This window comes from Cupriavidus sp. CuC1 (assembly GCF_044627735.1).
Lineage (GTDB): Bacteria > Pseudomonadota > Gammaproteobacteria > Burkholderiales > Burkholderiaceae > Cupriavidus > Cupriavidus ulmosensis.
Window position 1 is genome coordinate 1 of sequence record NZ_JBIUHC010000001.1, and the last position, 16,853, is coordinate 16,853.

Below are 16,853 nucleotides of genomic sequence, written 5' to 3' on the forward strand. Positions count from 1 at the left end.
CGCCTATCGAGATTGTGCGGCAATACATCGAACAGCAGAAAACGCCGCACTAAGCTCAGCATTGGACGCCTACGGCGTCCGCGCTATCCTTCCTCGGCCTGAAGGCCGAGGTTTGACGCGCATCCCGATCAAACGGCGATCAAACGGCAATCAAGGCGCCAAGGGCGTCAGGAGCCTGCGGCAGGCGCCGCCACCTTACGTCCGGCCATGTGGTGCAGATACGCCAGCAAGTCCTTCATATCCGCGTCAGACAGCGTCTTTTCATCGATCGCCGACATGCGCGCGTTGGGCCACCAGCGCAGCGATTGCGGGTCGCGGATCAGCCTGGCCAGCTTGTCGTCGCCCAGGTACTCCACCGCGCTGTGCGGCACATTCAGGTCGGGGCCAAGGTGCGCGTCACCGACCCGGTTGAGGGAGTGGCACGAGAAGCAAACGCGCTGGAACGTCGCGAAGCCGCGCGTGACCGCGCCGTCCGCCGGCAGGCCGGGGGCGGGCCGGATGGCCACGAAGCGCTCCGCCGGCGACGCGGTGATGTCGATGCGCACGATACTGTACGTCCAGAGGCTCTCGTTGATCACGGAAGCGGCGCGGCCCGCCGGCACTGTCCAGATCAGGCGGAACGGCCCGATGTCCTGGCCCTTGAGCGTCGGCCACGGCGCGGCAGGATTTTCCACCGCCAGCCAGGCGCGCGGCTCGTCGACGCTATCCGCCAGCAACAGGCGCATCGGCAGGTGAGAGATATAGCCATCGCTGGCTGCGGTCGTCGCACTCGCGTCGGCTGTCACCGGCATGCCGCGCAGCAGGGCCGTCAAGGGGATCGCCTTGAACGTCAGGCGGCGTTTCAGGTTGTCGTCGTCTACCGTCACGTCGGTCAGGCGGCGGTCTTTCAGCAACCCATCCAGCGTCCAGCTGCGCTGTTGCGTGCCGGCGGCAATGGTGAGCGTCGCCGTGTCCGCGGCGCACGCGGGCCCTGCCAGGAACGCTATTGCGCAGCCAAGCGCGCCAACGGCCATTGCAATCCAGGCTTTCATGGGTCTGTCTCCAAAGCGAGCGAAAAAATGTGCGGCAGTCGTTGGCAATCATTCTAGCCGTTGCGGGCGTCCGTCAGCTCGGCCGACGAGTCGCCTCATTACGGCTCACCGGCTCGCACGCCTGGAATGGCCGAGACGGACTCGGGGCCCCTGCCCGACGCATGAATTGGGGGGCTTCGCTCGTCATTTCCGCGCATCGGAGCGCCCGGCGCCGAGCGCCTCGAGCAGCGGCCGGAGCGCATCGAGCTCCGCGCCAAAGCCGCCCCAGTCACCTGCCTTCAATCGCTCGATGGCGCGGTCATAGTGGGCGAGTGCCTCGCGGGCGCGGCTGTCCGGCGCGCCGCTGGGCGCCGCCGCCACCGGGGCCGTTTCCTTGAAGAGCGCTGCCAGGGCCGCGCCTAAGGTCTCCTCCATCACCACATGGTCGCCATAGGCGGCGATCACCCGTTTCAGCTCGGGCAACTGACCGGACTCCGCGCGCAAGTAGAGCGGCGAGACATAGAGAATCGAGTTGTCGATGGGCACGACCTGGAGGTGGCCGCGGATGACGCGCGAACCCATCTGGTTCCACAGCGAAATCTGCTGCGAGATCTCGGTATTTTGCTGGATGCGCGCCTCGATCTGGAATGGCCCATAGACCAGCTTGTCTTTGGGAAATGCATAGACGACGAGTTTGCCGTAGTCAGGTGGATCGCAACGGGCCGCCAACCACGCAATCATGTTCTCGCGCCGGCTGGGCACCATCGGTAGCATCAACACGAATTCGGCGCGCGGCTGCGCGGGGAGCCGCACGATCATGTAGTAGGGCGTCATTGGCGCGCCGGGGCCTGTGCTCGCGTCGATGTCGGCTTGTTTGCGCGGGAATTGCCAGAGGTCTTCGCGGTTGTAGAAGACTTCCGGCGTTTCCATGTGGTAAGCGCGGTAGACCTGCGCCTGGATCAGGAACAGGTCTTCGGGGTAGCGGATATGCTGCTGCAGGTCCTGCGGCATCGCGCCCAGCGGCTTGAACAGGCCCGGAAAAATGCGCTGGTACGTCCGCACGATGGGATCGGCAGGATCGCTGATGTAGAAGTCGGCAGTCCCGTTGTACGCATCGATCACCACCTTGACCGCGTTGCGGATGTAATTGTCGCCGTCACTGGTGCCCGGCTGGGAGTATGGGAACCAGCGGCTGGTGGTGTAGGCATCCTGAATCCAGAAAAGCCGCCCGCCGGCCACGACGATGTAGGGGTCATGGTCGAGGCTGAGGAACGGGGCGATCGTGCGCACCCGGTCCTGAATGTTGCGATGGAGCAGGATCCGGCTCGCGGGGGTGATGTAGCTGGTCACCAGGATGTTGGGATCGTCGAATTGCCAGGCGAAGAGGGCCTGCAGCGCCATGCTGCCGATGGCTATGCCGTCGCGCCCGCGGTAGGTTGTGTAGACGTTCTCATCGCCTTTGGGGTAGTCGAATTCGGGTGCATTGCCGTTGACGATCACATAGCCCTTGCCGCCTTCACCAAAGTACAGGCGCGGCTCACTGATGGGCGGGCCGCCGTTGGCGACAGGCGGGATATCCTTCAGGTAAAGCGTAGGCAGGCCTTCCGTGGACTTCTCCGTGACGGGCGACATCACGACGCCATTGCCGTGGGTGAACAGGAGATGCAGGTTCACCCAGGTCTGGGCATTTGCAGGAAGCAGCGACGACTCCAGTTCCCGCGCCGAGAGCATCACCTGCTGATAACGGGCATCGAGCCGGTAGCGATCGATGTCCGTCGCAAGGAATTTGTAATAGGTCCTGATCTCCTGCAACTGCGCGTAGGTATCCCGCAATGGCTGCAGATCCCACAGGCGGATGTTGTCGATGGTTGGCCGATTGGCCTGCAGCGCGGCGAGATCCAGGTTCTGCTCGGCTGGAAACGGCTTTACCGCGATCTGCGCCAGGCCATAGGCGTCCCGCGTCAGCGCAATGTTGTGGGCGATATAGGGCGTCTCCAGTTGCAACTCGTTCGGCTTGACATAGAAGCGCTGGAACAGCGCCGGATAGATCAGCACGAGTACCAATGCGCTGCCGAAGACGATCAGTGCCGAGGCGGCCGGAATGCGATAGCCCCGCCAGCGCATATTGGCCCATGAAGCGGCCGCGGCCGCGGCGGCCAGGCCGATCAGCGGCCACAGGACCGGCAGCCCCACATGGACATCGGTATAGCTGGCGCCCACCACCACGCCGTTGTCGCCAAAGAGCAGCAGGAAACGGTCGAGCCAGTACGACCAGGCCTGCAGCAGGAAGAACAAGCCCAGCAGGGCCGAGCCGTGGGTGGCGGCCGCAGGAGAAAGCCCGCGCGGTGAGCGCATGCTCGCGATGTCGCCGCGCGTCCCGTACACCACGGCGGCGACCACCGCGGTGCAGCAGAGCAGCAGTAGCAGCCAGTTCCTGAGCGCCAGATAGGCGGGCAGCGAGAAGAGGTAGAAGCCGTTGTCCTTGCCAAAAATCGGATCGGCCTTGCCGAAGGGCACCTGGTTGAAGTAGCGAAGCGCGATATCCCAGTCCGGGACTTCGCCGGTGGCGATGAGCAGGCCAAGGAGGACGGCAACACCGGCGATGGCCGCGGGCCAGGGGAGGTGCGGCGCGACTTCGCCGACCAGTTCGCTCAGGACCTCCGCCTTCCAGGAGCCGGGAGGGCTCGCATAGCGGTGCGCCAGCAATCCCGACACCCCTATCGCGACCGCCGACGCAGCGAAAACGGCGGCGAACAGCAGCACCTTGGTGACAAGGATTGTCCAGAAGACGTTGACGTAGCCGACGGAGGAAAACCACAGCCAGTCAACCAGCATGCCGGTGAGGCGGCCGACGATGACCAGGCCGATGACGCCAACCGCAACCCTGGCGGCAATGCGCCTCAGGTGCGTGCCGGATATCCCTGGCGAGCGCATCGATCATGCTCCTTTGCCGGACCGTCATCCGTGGCTTGCTGCTGCCCAAAACGTGGCAGAAGCGGGTTGCCCAGGGCAACCCGCTATGGCCGGCCGGCCTTAAGGCATGGATCCGTGTTGCATCGGCCCGGATAATCAATTGTAGGTGGGGAATCAGCCGGCAGCACGCTCACCGGCATGCCAAGGCGCGTTGGACACCGCCCGCGGTCAAGTACATGAAGCGCCACGGCGGCAGAGGTGAGATTTACGGGTTGTTTATGCCTGGCTAATACTTTTCTACGCCATTTGCATGGGCGAGTTCTTAAGCTGGAGGCTTGCAATTTGGCGAGGCCGCTGATTCCTTCGTCTCGAATCGCTCTACTGGTCAATGGCTGAAAGAGCGCCTTGCCTGTATTTCCCCTGGCCCAATTCGGCGAGAAACATGATGTCGCACATCCGCAATGCATCACGCAACAGCCAACCTTATCACGGTGGCGGATACTACCTGAGGCTTGCTGGGTGCCTGCTCGCACTCGGTCTGTTGTACGCCTTGTGAATGCCGGAGCGGCGCCGATGCAAATGCCGGTGGCCACTAGTGCAAATGCCATCGGGCATAGGCTGCGATCAGGGCGAAAGGCGGGGGTGCGGCCGCGGCCTGCCGAATGAGAAAACAGCTTCAGCCGGCGGCACAGCAACGCAATCAGGCGATAGACCTTGCGGATTGCCCGACCGCTATCTCGCCGGAAGTCGGCGATCGTCTTGAAGTCGGGCGCAAGCCGTCCCAAAGCTGGCGCTCGCCGCTTTTATTGCCCACCCGCATACACGTCGTTGAACGAAGGGGACCGCGCTGCGTCGACGAACGCGTCGAAGCGGCCGTTGTGTGCCCCGTCCGTGAAAGGATCACGCTGTCTGGTTACGCGGCTGCCATCTTGGGGCGCATCTGAACTGCCCGAGGCTCCGGTATCCGCGCTAGCGGTACCCGCGAGCACGATGGTAATTGCGGTGGTTAGCATTGCTTGCTTGAGGTATTGCATATGGCTGTCTCCAGATCGATGAGCATGGGTGCCTCACCGTGAAGCACAGTGTATGCAGGCACCGGTAACGGCTGGATGACTATCCCATTACGATATCGACACGCAACTAGCCAAATCTGCTGTCGTAGTATTGCCGGTGCCTGAGGGCATCGGCCTTGTCCATCGATCAAGCGTGGCGCCGAATCGGCCGTCTTCCTCGACCGGGCCGCGACGCAACGACCCGGCAAGCCCAGCGCAATGCACCACCTCTGCTCCTGTTGTCGAGATGAACTTGTATCAGCCTCGCCGACGTATCGCCCCCGGGGCCTGGCTGGCGATGGCGGTCGGCGGCGCTCAGGTAAAGCTGACGGCGTCCCGGGCCCGGTCGGGCACTTGCGCTTCCAGTGAAGCGGGATGGTCGGTGTAGCCACGCTCGCTCCCGCCAAACAGGGTGCTGGCGTCGAATGTGGCCAGCGGCAGGCCATTGGCGAGCCGGCACGGTAAGTCCGGGTTGGCGACAAACGGCCGGCCGAAGGCAACGAGGTCGGCGTAGCCTCTGGACAGGACCCATTGCGCGCGCGCCTCGTCGTAGTTGCCGGCAACGATGATCGGCCGCGTGAACCGTGCGCGCCTGGCGGAATGCCTCGGTGAATTGCGGTGCGTCGTCCCAGTCCGCCTCGACCAGATGCAGATAGGCAACGCCGCGTGCCTGGAGAAATTCGGCGGCTTCGAGAATGGTCGGCAGGATGTCGGGACAGGCCATGCCACGCGCGGTCAGGAATGGGGCGAGGCGAATGGCGGTGCGATCGGCGCCGGCCTCGTCCGCCACGGCGTTGACGACTTCCTTGAGAAAGCGCAGGCGGTTGTCACGCCCACCGCCGTATTCATCGGTGCGGACGTTGGAAGTCGTACGCAGGAACTGGTCAATGAGGTAGCCGTTGGCGCCATGGATCTCGACACCGTCGAAGCCCGCATCCATTGCATTGCGGGCGGCCCGGCGGAAATCCGCGACAACGCCGCCGATCTCCTCGCGGGTGAGTGCGCGCGGGGTTGGGCAAGCGGCCATGGCGCCGACGCCCGTGCCCGGGTCGACCTTCCAGATCTGGCCTTCGAACGGGACGGCGGAGGGCGCCACCGGCAGCGCGCCGTTGTGAAAGTCCGGGTGGGACATGCGGCCCACGTGCCAGAGCTGCAGGAAGATCCGCCCGCCGGCGGAGTGGACCGCATCGGTCACCAGTCGCCATCCGGCGACCTGCTCCGGGCTGTAGATGCCGGGGGTGAGGGAATAGCCTTTGCCTTGGGGCGAGATCTGGGTGGCCTCGGTCACGATCAGGGCGGCGCCGGCACGCTGGGCGTAGTAGCGGGCATTCATTGCGTTGGGCACGTCACCCGGCTGGGTGCTGCGCGCACGCGTCATGGGCGCCATGACGACGCGGTGGGCAAGTGTGTGGCCGGCGACGACGGTCGGCGTGAAAAGTGGCGAGGCGGTTGTCGACATGCTTGCGGATCTCCGGGCTTTGGTGACGATGGTGGTTGTGCTGATGTGGCACATTGTGCAAAGCCCGGCGTACTTTGATAATTGGCCTACCATTTGAATCATCTTCAAATAGAACGGAAATATCGTGGAGAGTCTTGGCGACATCCGGCTTTTTGTTGAAGCGGCAAGCCTGGGCGGGCTGTCGGCCGCAGGACGCAAGCTGGGACTCTCTCCTGCGGCGGCGAGCGCGCGTCTTCTCAGGCTGGAAGCGAGCCTGAATACGCGGCTCTTTGAGCGCACGACGCGCCAGTTGCGGCTCACGGAGGAGGGACGCATGGTCCTGCTCCATTGCCAGCAGGCGCTTGGGGCCCTTGAAGATGCCCAAGCGGCGCTACAAGCTGGTCGGGGTGTCGTTAGCGGAAAGGTGCGGATCTCGGCGACCTCGGATTTCGGCCGTCACGTCCTCAAGGGCTGGCTTGATGAGTTCAATGTGCAATATCCGGCGGTGACTTTCGCCCTGGTGCTGTCCGACGCGTTGTCGAATCTGTTGCTCGACGACATTGACCTTGCCATCCGCTTTGGCGTGCCCCCGGATAGCTCGCTCATCGCGCGGCGCCTCGCGCCCAATCGGCGTGTGCTTTGTGCGTCGCCTGAATATGTGGCGGCGCACGGGACGCCTGGGCACCCACAGGATCTGGAGCGGTTCGATTGCATCGTCCTGGGGACGGCAGCCGGGCCTGCGAACGACTGGCGGTTCACGCGCTGCGGCAAGGTCGAAACCTATACCGTGCCCCTGGCAAATTCCCGAGAGACGAATGACGGTGCGCTCGCGCGCGAGTGGGCGGTGGCGGGTTACGGCATAGCGATGAAATCCGTATGGGATATCGGCGCTGATCTGCGCGCGGGAACATTAATGATGCTGATGCCGGAGTGGCATGCGCCGGATGTTCCGGTGCATGCCCTGTATCACCGCACCCGATACATGGCGCCGCGCGTGCGGGCGTTGCTCGACTTCCTGATTGAGCGCTTCTCCACGGTATCTCGTGACCTGGAGGTTTATCTCAACCCGGTCACTGGGGCAAGCTGAAAAAAGGTGGAGATCGATTCTGACCGCCTCGGCATAGCCAGCCCGTCTAGCACGACGGGCCGGCCCAAGGGCTGTCAGGATCCCGCCGCCTTCATCAACAGATAATCCACCAGCAGTTTTGCCGCCGGTGACAGGCTTGCCTCGTCACGGAAGCAAATCGCGAAGCGGCGCTGCGCCCAGCTATCCGTGAGCGGGATTACCCGCACGCCAAAGCTGGCGTAGATGGGGTCGACCACCTCGCGGGGCACGATGGTAAGACCGAGATTTGCGCGCACGCAGCGCAGGGATGCATCGAACGAGGAAACCACCACGCGGTACGACATCGGCTTGCCGATGATGGCCGCGGCGCGCGCGAGCATGGTGTGCACGGCCGTCTGCCCGGGCAGGCCGATGTGGTCGAATTCAAGCGTCTGCTCGAAGGTGCAATCCGCCAGCCTCGCGAGCGGATGCTCGGGATGCACGATGGCCGCCAAGGCATCGCCGCGATAAGGGCGGGTCTGGAATCCTTCCAGATCCGCGGCATCCCAGCAGATACCCAGCGGTGCGGATCCTTCTCGCAATGAGCGGACGAGGTCGCGGCTGAGGCTTTCCTCGACGGTGACGCGGATGTCCCGATGCTCGGGCACCTGCAGGAAGCTCGCGATATCGTCGGGCAGCGACTCGGCCATGCACGATACGGTGGCCAGCAAGCGGACTTGCCCCTTGATGCCGGTGCCGTAGTCGGCCATGTCGCGCTCCACGCGGTCTGCCGCAGCCAGCATGGCGCGCGCGTGCTCAAGCAGGATCTCACCAGCCGCGGTCGGGATCACGCCGCGCCGGCGCCGCTCGAACAGCGTGACTCCCACGGTGTCTTCCAGCTGCGCCAGCCGCTTGCTGATGGCCGAAGCCACGATGTGCTGCTGTTCGCCGGCACGCGCCATGTTGCGTGTCTCGCAAACCGCAACAAACAGGCGCAAGGAGGTGAGGTCTAGGTCACGCATCGATCGCCTTCAAGGTAGGGTTTCCAATTCGGAAATTTGGCGAGGTCATATTAGCGCTTTTTGCTAAATCCGGGAATCTCTGGGGTTGGGGCTGAAAAGGGGCGGCATGCCGTTATCCCGCGTTCGGCGAACCGCCTGCCGTCCACTGATCCAGGGCGATCGGCCAGACATTCCAATCCGGAATGCTGACGCTTCTTCATTACCGCTTCTGGCTGGGTCCGGAACAGCATAGAGTGCATAGGCCAGTCCGAAGCACGACCATCCGAGGGGACACAGACCAAATGACAACGCACACTGAATCGGCACCGCGCCAAGCCGTGATCCGCGAGGCCGGGCTGCGCGACGGGCTGCAAAGCATCGTCACCATCTTGCCGACTTCCGCCAAGCGGGAGTGGATCCAGGCGGCCTATGCGGCGGGCCAGCGCGAGATCGAAGTCGGCTCGTTCGTACCGGCGAAGCTGCTGCCGCAACTTGCCGATACCGCGGAACTCGTGGACTTTGCCAAGTCGCTGCCTGGACTGTTCGTCTCGGTCCTGGTGCCGAACCTGCGGGGCGCGGAAAACGCCATCGCCCGCGGCGCGGACCTGATGCTGGTGCCGCTTTCCGCCAGCCATGCCCATAGCCTGGCCAACCTGCGCAAGACGCCCGACGAAGTCGTGGCCGAGGTCGCCAGGATCCGCGCCGCCCGCGACGCGGCCGGCTCCAGGACGCTGATCGAAGGTGGCGTGGGCACGGCCTTCGGCTGCACGATCCAGGGGCGTGTGGATCCGCAAGAGGTGCTGCGCCTGATGCAGGCCCTGCTGGACGCCGGCGCGGATCGCGTCAGCCTGGCCGACACGGTGGGCTACGCCGACCCCGCCATGGTGCGCAGCCTGTTCGAGCGCGCCACGGCGATTGCCGGCGACCGCTTCTGGTGCGGCCATTTCCACGATACGCGCGGGCTCGGGCTGGCCAATGTCTATGCCGCCCTGGAGGCCGGGGTCACCCGCTTTGATGCTTGTCTTGCCGGGATCGGCGGTTGCCCGCACGCGCCCGGCGCCAGCGGCAATGTCGCCACCGAAGACCTGGCCTACCTGCTGGGCAGCATGGGCTTCGAGACCGGCATCGATTTTGACAAGCTGCTGGCGCTGCGCGAACGCGTGGCCGGCTGGCTGGCCAATGAAACCCTGCACGGCACGCTGTGGCGCGCCGGGCTGCCCAAGACATTTCCTGCATCGGTTGCCGATGCGGCTGCCGCCTGAGAGCAAACCATGAACACCGAACATTCCTCCTTGCCGCTCGCCGGCGTCCGCGTGGTTGAGTTCACCCACATGGTGATGGGCCCGACCTGCGGCATGATCCTCGCGGACCTGGGTGCCGAAGTCATCAAGGTCGAGCCGCCCGGCGGCGACAAGACCCGCAACCTGCCCGGCCTTGGCATTGGCTTCTTCCGCTCGTTCAACCGCAACAAGAAGAGCGTCGTTATCGATATCACCACCCCGCAAGGGCAGGCCACGGCAGCGGAGCTGGTCGGCCAGTGCGATGTGCTGCTCGAAAACTTCCGCCCGGGTTTGATGGAGAAATGCGGGCTGGACTACGCCACGCTGTCCGCCAGGTTCCCCAAGCTCATCTACGTCTCGCACAAGGGTTTCCTGCCCGGACCCTATGAAAACCGCCTGGCGCTCGACGAAGTCGTGCAGATGATGGGTGGTCTTTCCTACATGACCGGGCCCAAGGGCCGCCCGCTGCGCGCCGGCACCTCGGTCAACGACATCATGGGCGGCATGTTCGGCGCCATCGGCGTGATGGCTGCCTTGCGTGAGCGCGACCGTACCGGCAAGGGCCAGGAAGTGCAGAGCGCGCTGTTCGAGAATTGCGTGTTCCTGTCGTCCCAGCATATGCAGCAGTTCTCGATGACCGGCGAGCCGCCGCCGCCGATGCCGTCGCGCGTGTCCGCCTGGAGCGTCTATGACGTGTTCACGCTGGCCGAAGGCGAGCAACTGTTTATCGGCACCGTCAGCGACAAGCAGTTCAACACGCTGTGCGACGTGCTGCAGCGCCCCGACCTGGCGGCCGATCCGGAGCTCGCGACCAACGCCATGCGCGTTGCGGTACGTCCGGCACTGCTGGAGCGGCTCGGCGCGATTCTCAAGGACCACCGCGTGGAAGAACTCTCGCTGAAATTCGAAGCCGCGGGCATTCCCTATGCGCCCATCATGCGGCCGGAACAACTGCTGGAGGATCCGCACCTGAAGGCAAGCGGCGGCCTGGTGCCGATGCAGACCGAGGACGGCGGCACCACCGACGTTGTGCTGCTGCCGCTGCTCATGGGCGGACGCAGGCCAGGCGTGCGCATGCCGCTGCCGGGCATTGGCGAGCACAACGATGAAATCCTGTCCGGCCTGCACACGCGGATCGCGGACTGAATCTACCCGCTTTGCCGCGGGGCTCTGGATGGCCACGCGGAAGATAACGATAAACACACGGAGACAGACATGGCATTCCCCATTTCGCGCCGGGCCGTACTTGGCACGGCCGTTTCGGCTATCGCACTCACGCTCGCCTTGACGGCCAGCACCGCAATGGCGCAAGGCTCGGGCCGGCCGGTACGCCTGATCCTGCCGATCAGCGCCGGCTCGGGCGTGGACGCTATCGCCCGCGCTGCCGGACCGTCGCTCGGCAAGAGCCTGGGGCAGCCGGTGGTGATCGAGAATCTGCCCGGCGCCGGCGGCATTACCGGCGCGGCGGCGGTGGCCAAGGCGCCGGCCGACGGCACCACGCTGGGCCTGTTCTCCAACAACCATGTCATCAATCCGAGCGTGTACAAGAAGATGCCGTTCGACGCGATCAGGGACTTCACGCCCATCAGCGTGATCGGCTTCACGCCGCTGGTCCTTGTGGTCAACCCCAAGGTGCCCGCGAAGAACGTGCAAGAACTCGTTGCCTTGCTCAAGGCCAAGCCAGATGGGTTCAACTATGCCTCGTCGGGTAACGGCACCATTCTCCAGCTCGCCGCGGAAATGTTCCTCGACGAGGCGCACGTCAAGGCGCGCCATGTCCCCTACAAGGGCACCGGACCGATGGTGACCGACCTGATCGCGGGCCAGGTGGAGATCGGTGTCGTGGCGTTGAACGCCGTAGCGCCGCATCTGAAGAGCGGCAGCCTGCGTGCGATCGGCCTGTGCGGCGCGACGCGCTCGCCCGCCGCGCCCGAGATACCCACCATCGCCGAACAAGGCCTGCCCAACTACACGGTCGAGGGCTGGTTTGCCGTGGTGGGCCCGGCAGGGCTGCCGCCGGCCGAGGTAAAGCGCCTCAACACGGCGTTCGCCAAGGCATTCACCAGCCCGGACGTGATGGAAGCCATGAAGAAGCAGGGCACTACGATCAATCCCGGCACGCCGGAGGCAGCTGCCAGGTTCTTCCAGAGCGAAGCGGCGCGCTATGCGGCCCTGGTCAAGAAGGCCAATGTGACCCTCGAGTAAGGTTGGGGTGTTGTGTCGCGGCGGGGGAGCCCGCGGCGGCGCCCTCATCGGCCCGATCGCGCCGAGGCCGGCGGAGTATCCTCGCCGGCTCGGCTTGCTGACAAAGGCTTGCTGGCAAAGCCGGATCTGCGTTGTCGTGCTCCGCTCTCGCGCGCGCTGCAACCGCCCAGCACCGGATCAAAGCATCCGATCCCGAAACTTCAGCCGGACTCCCGGCTTTACCTGGTAATACTGCGGCGGCGGTCCGCTGCGGACCACTTCGCGGGCCCGCGCGGCTGCCTTTGGTGCCAGCTCCAGGAACTCCAGCGCCTCGATCTTTCGCCGGAATGCCTTGCGCTCCAGTTCCCGCCCGAGCACCAGTTCGTACATGCGCTGGAGCTCCGGCAGGGTGAAGACCTCCGGGAGCAGGTGGGTCGGCAGCGTCGAGTAGGTGGATTTGTTTTCCAGCCGCTCGATGGCCTTGTCGATCATCGCGTTGTGGTCGAAGGGCAGCCGCGGGGCATTGCGCGCGGGATGCAGCGAGCAGTTCGCGTCGATCCCGGGCGCGAGCACGTCTAGCGGCACCACGGCGCAGTAGACCACGCTGATCGACCAGCGGCGCGGGTCGCGGAATTTGCCGGAGAAGGTGTAGAGCTGCTCCAGGTAGGGCGTCTCGATGCCGGTCTTCTCCCGCAGCATGCGCAGGGCGCTGGCTTCGGTGTCCAGGTCCTGGTCGACCCGGATGCGGCCGCCGGGCAGGGCCAGCACGTTCGGGTGCGGCGCTTCGCTGCGGTTGTGCAGCATCACCTGAAGCTCGCTGTCGCTTGCCGTGAGGAGGACTACGTCAACGAAGGTGTAGATCTCTGACATCGATTTGGGTTGGTGTTTTGTGGCGTGATGCCACCATTATGGCAGCTGAAAATAACCGGGGCAAATGCTTGAATATTGTCTGTTCAGTGTCATCGACAAATTAATTGTGGCTCAAAGCCACAATCTATGCCATGATTCAGCCATCGCATGCCCCGAAAAGCATGCCCCAAATGCGCCTGGAGATGGAAATGGCAACCCAACGACGAGACCAGCTTCTGATCATCGACCCGCAGAACGACTTCTGCGACATCCCCGGCGCCGCGCTGCCGGTCGCAGGCGCCAACGCGGATATGGTCCGGCTCGCGGCGCTGGTCGCCGGGCACGGCGACAGGGTCGCGGGCATCACCGTCACCCTGGACTCCCACCATACCTATGACATCGCCCACGCCAGCTATTGGCGCGATGCGGCGGGCAACAAGCCGTCGCCGTTCACGGCGATCACATCGGCGGACGTGGCCAGCGGCGCTTACCGGCCGGCCGACCCGGCGCAGGCGGAAGCGGTGGCACAGTACCTGGGCCGCAGTGGGCTTTTCCTCTGGCCCGATCACTGCATCGTCGGCTCGTGGGGGCATGGCGTGCACGATGCCCTGGCCGCAGCGTTGTCCGGTTGGGAGGCGGCTCGCCTTGCCAATGTGGATTACCTGTTCAAGGGCCTGAACCCGCGCACCGAGCATTTCTCGGCCTTCGAGGCTGACGTGCCGGTCGATGCCGACCCGGATACCCAGTTCAACCCGGCCCGTGTCCGCAGCCTTGCCGCGGCGGATCGCGTGCTCGTGGCGGGCGAGGCGCTGTCGCATTGCGTGGCCAGTTCGGTGCGCAGCCTGCTGCGGCACCTCGGGCGCGAGTTCGCGCAGCGCATGGTGCTGCTGGGCGACGCCATGAGCCCGGTGCCCGGATTCGAAGCCCAGGGCCAGGCGTTTATCGACGAGTTCGTTGGCGCCGGCGGCAAGATCGCCACCACCCAGAACCTGTTTGCCTAAGCGTTGCAACCTCAGGAAGCCGATCATGTCTCAAGCCTTCGCCCCTGTGATCCAGTCCCTGCTGGACACCGACCTGTACAAGTTCACGATGCAGCAGGCGATCCTGCACGGCAACCCGCAAGCCATCGCCGAGTACGCCTTCAAGTGCCGCAACACGCCGGCCACGCCGCTCGTCAAGCTGAAAGCCGAGATCGAAGCGCAGCTCGATCACCTGTGCACGCTGCGTTTCACGGACGGCGAGCTGGCCTACCTGGGCGGGCTGCGCTTCATGAAAGCGGACTACATCGACTTCCTGCGCCTGTTCCAGCTGCAGCGCCGTTTCATCACGGTGGCGCCGTCGGCCAGCAACCCGGACGAGCTCGAGATCCGCATCAAGGGCCCGATGCTGCATGTCATGCCCTTCGAGATCTACGTGCTGGCGATCGTCAACGAGGTGTACTTCCGCAACGTGCCGCAAGCCGAAGCGCGCGCGACGGGCCGGGAGCGGCTCGCCGGCAAGATCGCGCGCCTGGACCAGCTCGTGCCCCAGGCGACCCGGCGTGCCCCCTTCATCTTCTTCGAGTTCGGCACGCGCCGCCGCTTCTCGCGTGAGTGGCAGGAGGAAGTGGTGGCAACGCTGGCCGAGCAGGGCAGCCGGCACATGCGCGGCACCAGCAACGTGTACCTCGCCAGGAAGTACGGCCTGACCCCGATCGGCACGATGGCGCACGAGTACCTGCAGGCCTATCAGGCGTTTGACTCGCGCCTGGCCAACTCGATCAGGGCGGCGCTCGAGTCCTGGGTGGCGGAATACCGCGGCGACCTCGGCATCGCCCTGACCGACGTGGTGGGCACCGACGCGTTCCTGCGCAACTTCGACCTGTACTTCTGCAAGCTGTTCGACGGCGTGCGGCACGACTCCGGTGACCCGATGGCGTGGGGGGAGAAGATCCTCGCCCACTACGAGAAAATGCGGATCGATGCGACCACCAAGCAGCTCGTCTTCAGCGACAGCCTGGACCTGGAGCGCGCGTTCGGCATCTATGAACGGTTCGCCGATCGCACCAATCCCGCCTTCGGCATCGGCACGAACCTCACCAACGACTGCGGCGTGGAGCCCCTGAACATCGTGATCAAGCTGGTGCGCTGCAACGACCAGCCGGTGGCGAAGGTCAGCGACACCCCGGGCAAGGGGATGTGCGAAGACCAGAACTACCTGAACTACCTGTATGACGTTTTCCGGATCGCACGCCAGTAAGTCACGCCAATAAGTCACGCCAATCAGTGACGCCAGTAAGGAGCTGCCATGCCTGCACCTAACGCGGCTAGCCTGCGCATTGCCTGCGCTCAACTGAACTACACCCTGTGCGACTTCGACGGCAATGCCCGCAGGATCGTCGAGGCCATCGGGCGGGCGCGGCAGGGCGGCGCCGATATGGTCGTGTTCTCCGAGCTAGCGCTGTCGGGGTACAACCCGCAGGACATGCTGGAGGAGCCCGGCTTTCTCGACCGGCAGGCCAGCGCCATCGCGGCGGTGATCGCGGCCACCGCCGGCACCGATATCGTGGTGCTGGTGGGCGCGGTGGTCGCGAATCCCGGCATCGGCAAGCGGTTTCACAACGCCGTGCTGGCCATGCGCGACGGGCGCATCGAAGGCGTCTACGCCAAGCGGCTGCTGCCGAACTACGGCATCTTCCAGGAGCGCCGCTGGTTCGAGCCGGGCCCCGATGCGCATCTGGTTGTCGAGGTGAAGGGCATCAGGGTAGGCGTGCTGATCTGCGAGGACGCCTGGAACGTGGATGGCCGCACCTACGACGTCGACCCGGTCGACAACGTGGCAAAGGCCGGCGCCGAGCTGATCGTCACGATCAATGCCAGTCCATCCAACGTCGGCAAGGCCGCCCAGCGCGAGGCGCTGTATGCCGGCCTGGCCCGCCGCTGGGAGCTGCCATTCCTCTACGTCAACCAGGTTGGCGGCAACGACGAGATCGTCTTCGACGGCGCCAGCTTCGCCGTGCAGGCCGACGGCGCCGTTGCGTTCCGGGCACCGATGTTCGAGGAGGCCATCGGTGTCGTCGCGTACGAGGCCGGCCGCTTCACTGCCGCCGGGCAGGCCGCCCAGCCGGCGCCCACGCAATCGGTGGCTGACGATTGCGCGCTCATGTACCGGCAGGCCACCCTTGCGCTGCGCGATTATGCCGGCAAGGCCGGCTTCAGCAAGGTAGTGGTCGGCAGCTCGGGCGGCATCGACAGCGCGCTGACCCTCGCGCTGGCCGTGGATGCGCTGGGCGCCGCCAACGTGAGCGCGGTCACCATGCCGTCCCGGTTCTCCAGCGCCGGCAGCGTGGACGACTCGGTGACGCTGTGCCGCAACCTTGGCGTCGCGCTGCACACGCATCCGATCGGTGGCCTCTACGCGCAGTACGTCGATGGTTTCCAGCACGCATTCGACGCCGAGCCGTCTCGCCTGGCGCGCGAGAACGTACAGGCCCGCATCCGCGGCGCCATCCTGATGGAGTACAGCAACCACTTTGGCGCGCTGCTGCTCACCACCGGCAACAAGTCCGAAGCCTCCTGCGGCTTCTTCACGATCTATGGCGACGCGTGCGGCGGCCTTAACCTCATCGGCGATATCTACAAGACGGAAGTCTTTGCCCTGGCCCGGTACTACAACCAGCGCCATGGCCGCGAGATCATACCGGCCGTGATCAACGAAAAGGCACCCTCGGCAGAACTGTCCGAAGGGCAAAAGGACACGGACTCGCTGCCGCCGTACGAGGTACTGGACGAGATCCTCAAGTTCGCGATCGAGGGCGAGCGCCTGCGCCCGGCCGAATACGAGCGCGCCAGGCTGGCCGTGCAAGCGCTGGCGGCCAGCGAGAACACGCACTGGATAGCCGACGTGCACCGGCTGATCGCCCGCTCCGAGTTCAAGCGCCGGCAGGCCGCGCCGATTGTGCGGATGCGGCCAAGGGCTTTCGGCGCCGGGCGGCTGATGCCGATTGCGGCGAAGTATGGATAGGGGGCAGCAGCGGCCTGGTCAGGATGGACGCCAGGCCCTCGTCGATTCCGCCCCACGCCGGCCGCTGCGCTAAAATCCG

13 protein-coding genes and 1 pseudogene are annotated in these 16,853 nt (G+C 65.0%); 8 read left to right on the top strand and 6 right to left on the bottom strand.

Annotated features, from left to right (window positions below; all coding sequences use genetic code 11):
* Positions 1–167: 167 nt before the first annotated feature.
* Both ACGLHR_RS00005 and ACGLHR_RS00010 read right to left on the bottom strand, forming a co-directional pair.
* Entirely contained in the window at positions 168–1,031 is an 864-nt protein-coding gene (locus ACGLHR_RS00005) for a c-type cytochrome (RefSeq protein WP_400091112.1), read from the bottom strand.
* Positions 1,032–1,214: 183 nt separating this feature from the next.
* Positions 1,215–3,944, bottom strand: coding sequence for a UPF0182 family protein (locus ACGLHR_RS00010; protein WP_400091113.1), 2,730 nt, complete (start codon positions 3,942–3,944; stop codon positions 1,215–1,217).
* A gap of 641 nt (positions 3,945–4,585) precedes the next feature.
* Between ACGLHR_RS00010 and ACGLHR_RS00015 the strand changes: the two genes are divergently transcribed.
* Positions 4,586–4,867, top strand: a complete 282-nt coding sequence (locus ACGLHR_RS00015) for a hypothetical protein (protein WP_400091317.1) — start codon at positions 4,586–4,588, stop codon at positions 4,865–4,867.
* A 423-nt stretch (positions 4,868–5,290) separates the two neighbouring features.
* Here ACGLHR_RS00015 and ACGLHR_RS00020 read toward each other — a convergent pair whose 3' ends face one another.
* Both ACGLHR_RS00020 and ACGLHR_RS00025 read right to left on the bottom strand, forming a co-directional pair.
* Positions 5,291–5,704 carry a hypothetical protein gene (locus tag ACGLHR_RS00020; protein ID WP_400091301.1) on the bottom strand — a complete coding sequence of 138 codons (414 nt, stop codon included), beginning with the start codon at positions 5,702–5,704 and terminating at the stop codon, positions 5,291–5,293.
* A 37-nt stretch (positions 5,705–5,741) separates the two neighbouring features.
* Positions 5,742–6,578 (bottom strand): annotated as a pseudogene (locus tag ACGLHR_RS00025) (alkene reductase); the annotation flags it as partial.
* Here ACGLHR_RS00025 and ACGLHR_RS00030 point away from each other — a divergent pair.
* On the top strand, positions 6,559–7,500 hold the full coding sequence (locus ACGLHR_RS00030) for a LysR family transcriptional regulator (RefSeq protein WP_400091114.1): 942 nt from the start codon (positions 6,559–6,561) through the stop codon (positions 7,498–7,500). The pseudogene ACGLHR_RS00025 and the gene ACGLHR_RS00030 overlap by 20 nt on opposite strands.
* A 74-nt stretch (positions 7,501–7,574) precedes the next feature.
* Here ACGLHR_RS00030 and ACGLHR_RS00035 read toward each other — a convergent pair whose 3' ends face one another.
* Positions 7,575–8,480 (bottom strand): LysR family transcriptional regulator, encoded by a 906-nt coding sequence (locus ACGLHR_RS00035; RefSeq protein WP_400091115.1) that lies wholly within the window; start codon positions 8,478–8,480, stop codon positions 7,575–7,577.
* A gap of 281 nt (positions 8,481–8,761) precedes the next feature.
* On the opposite strand from ACGLHR_RS00035, the gene ACGLHR_RS00040 reads away from it, so the two are divergent.
* The 3 genes from ACGLHR_RS00040 to ACGLHR_RS00050 all read left to right on the top strand — a co-directional run bounded on the left by ACGLHR_RS00040 (position 8,762) and on the right by ACGLHR_RS00050 (position 11,944).
* Positions 8,762–9,721, top strand: a complete 960-nt coding sequence (locus ACGLHR_RS00040; RefSeq protein ID WP_400091117.1) for a hydroxymethylglutaryl-CoA lyase — start codon at positions 8,762–8,764, stop codon at positions 9,719–9,721.
* Between the two features lie 9 nt (positions 9,722–9,730).
* The gene (locus tag ACGLHR_RS00045; RefSeq protein WP_400091119.1) at positions 9,731–10,885 is read left to right on the top strand and encodes a CaiB/BaiF CoA transferase family protein; all 1,155 of its coding nucleotides are present in this window, start codon (positions 9,731–9,733) and stop codon (positions 10,883–10,885) included.
* A 69-nt stretch (positions 10,886–10,954) separates the two neighbouring features.
* Entirely contained in the window at positions 10,955–11,944 is a 990-nt protein-coding gene (locus tag ACGLHR_RS00050; RefSeq protein WP_400091120.1) for a Bug family tripartite tricarboxylate transporter substrate binding protein, read from the top strand.
* 177 nt (positions 11,945–12,121) lie between these two features.
* On the opposite strand, the gene ACGLHR_RS00055 is transcribed toward ACGLHR_RS00050, so the two are convergent.
* The gene (locus ACGLHR_RS00055) at positions 12,122–12,793 is read right to left on the bottom strand and encodes an NrtR DNA-binding winged helix domain-containing protein (protein WP_400091121.1); all 672 of its coding nucleotides are present in this window, start codon (positions 12,791–12,793) and stop codon (positions 12,122–12,124) included.
* 188 nt (positions 12,794–12,981) lie between these two features.
* On the opposite strand from ACGLHR_RS00055, the gene ACGLHR_RS00060 reads away from it, so the two are divergent.
* Genes ACGLHR_RS00060 through ACGLHR_RS00070 form a run of 3 tightly spaced genes read left to right on the top strand, consistent with a single transcriptional unit; the run spans position 12,982 to position 16,774 of the window.
* A complete protein-coding gene (locus ACGLHR_RS00060; RefSeq protein WP_400091122.1) occupies positions 12,982–13,773 on the top strand; it encodes a cysteine hydrolase in 792 nt (263 codons plus the stop codon).
* A gap of 25 nt (positions 13,774–13,798) precedes the next feature.
* Complete coding sequence (pncB, locus tag ACGLHR_RS00065; protein ID WP_400091124.1) at positions 13,799–15,010, top strand: nicotinate phosphoribosyltransferase; 1,212 nt, start codon at positions 13,799–13,801, stop codon at positions 15,008–15,010.
* A 48-nt stretch (positions 15,011–15,058) separates the two neighbouring features.
* Entirely contained in the window at positions 15,059–16,774 is a 1,716-nt protein-coding gene (locus tag ACGLHR_RS00070) for an NAD+ synthase (protein ID WP_400091127.1), read from the top strand.
* The last annotated feature ends 79 nt before the right edge of the window (positions 16,775–16,853 follow it).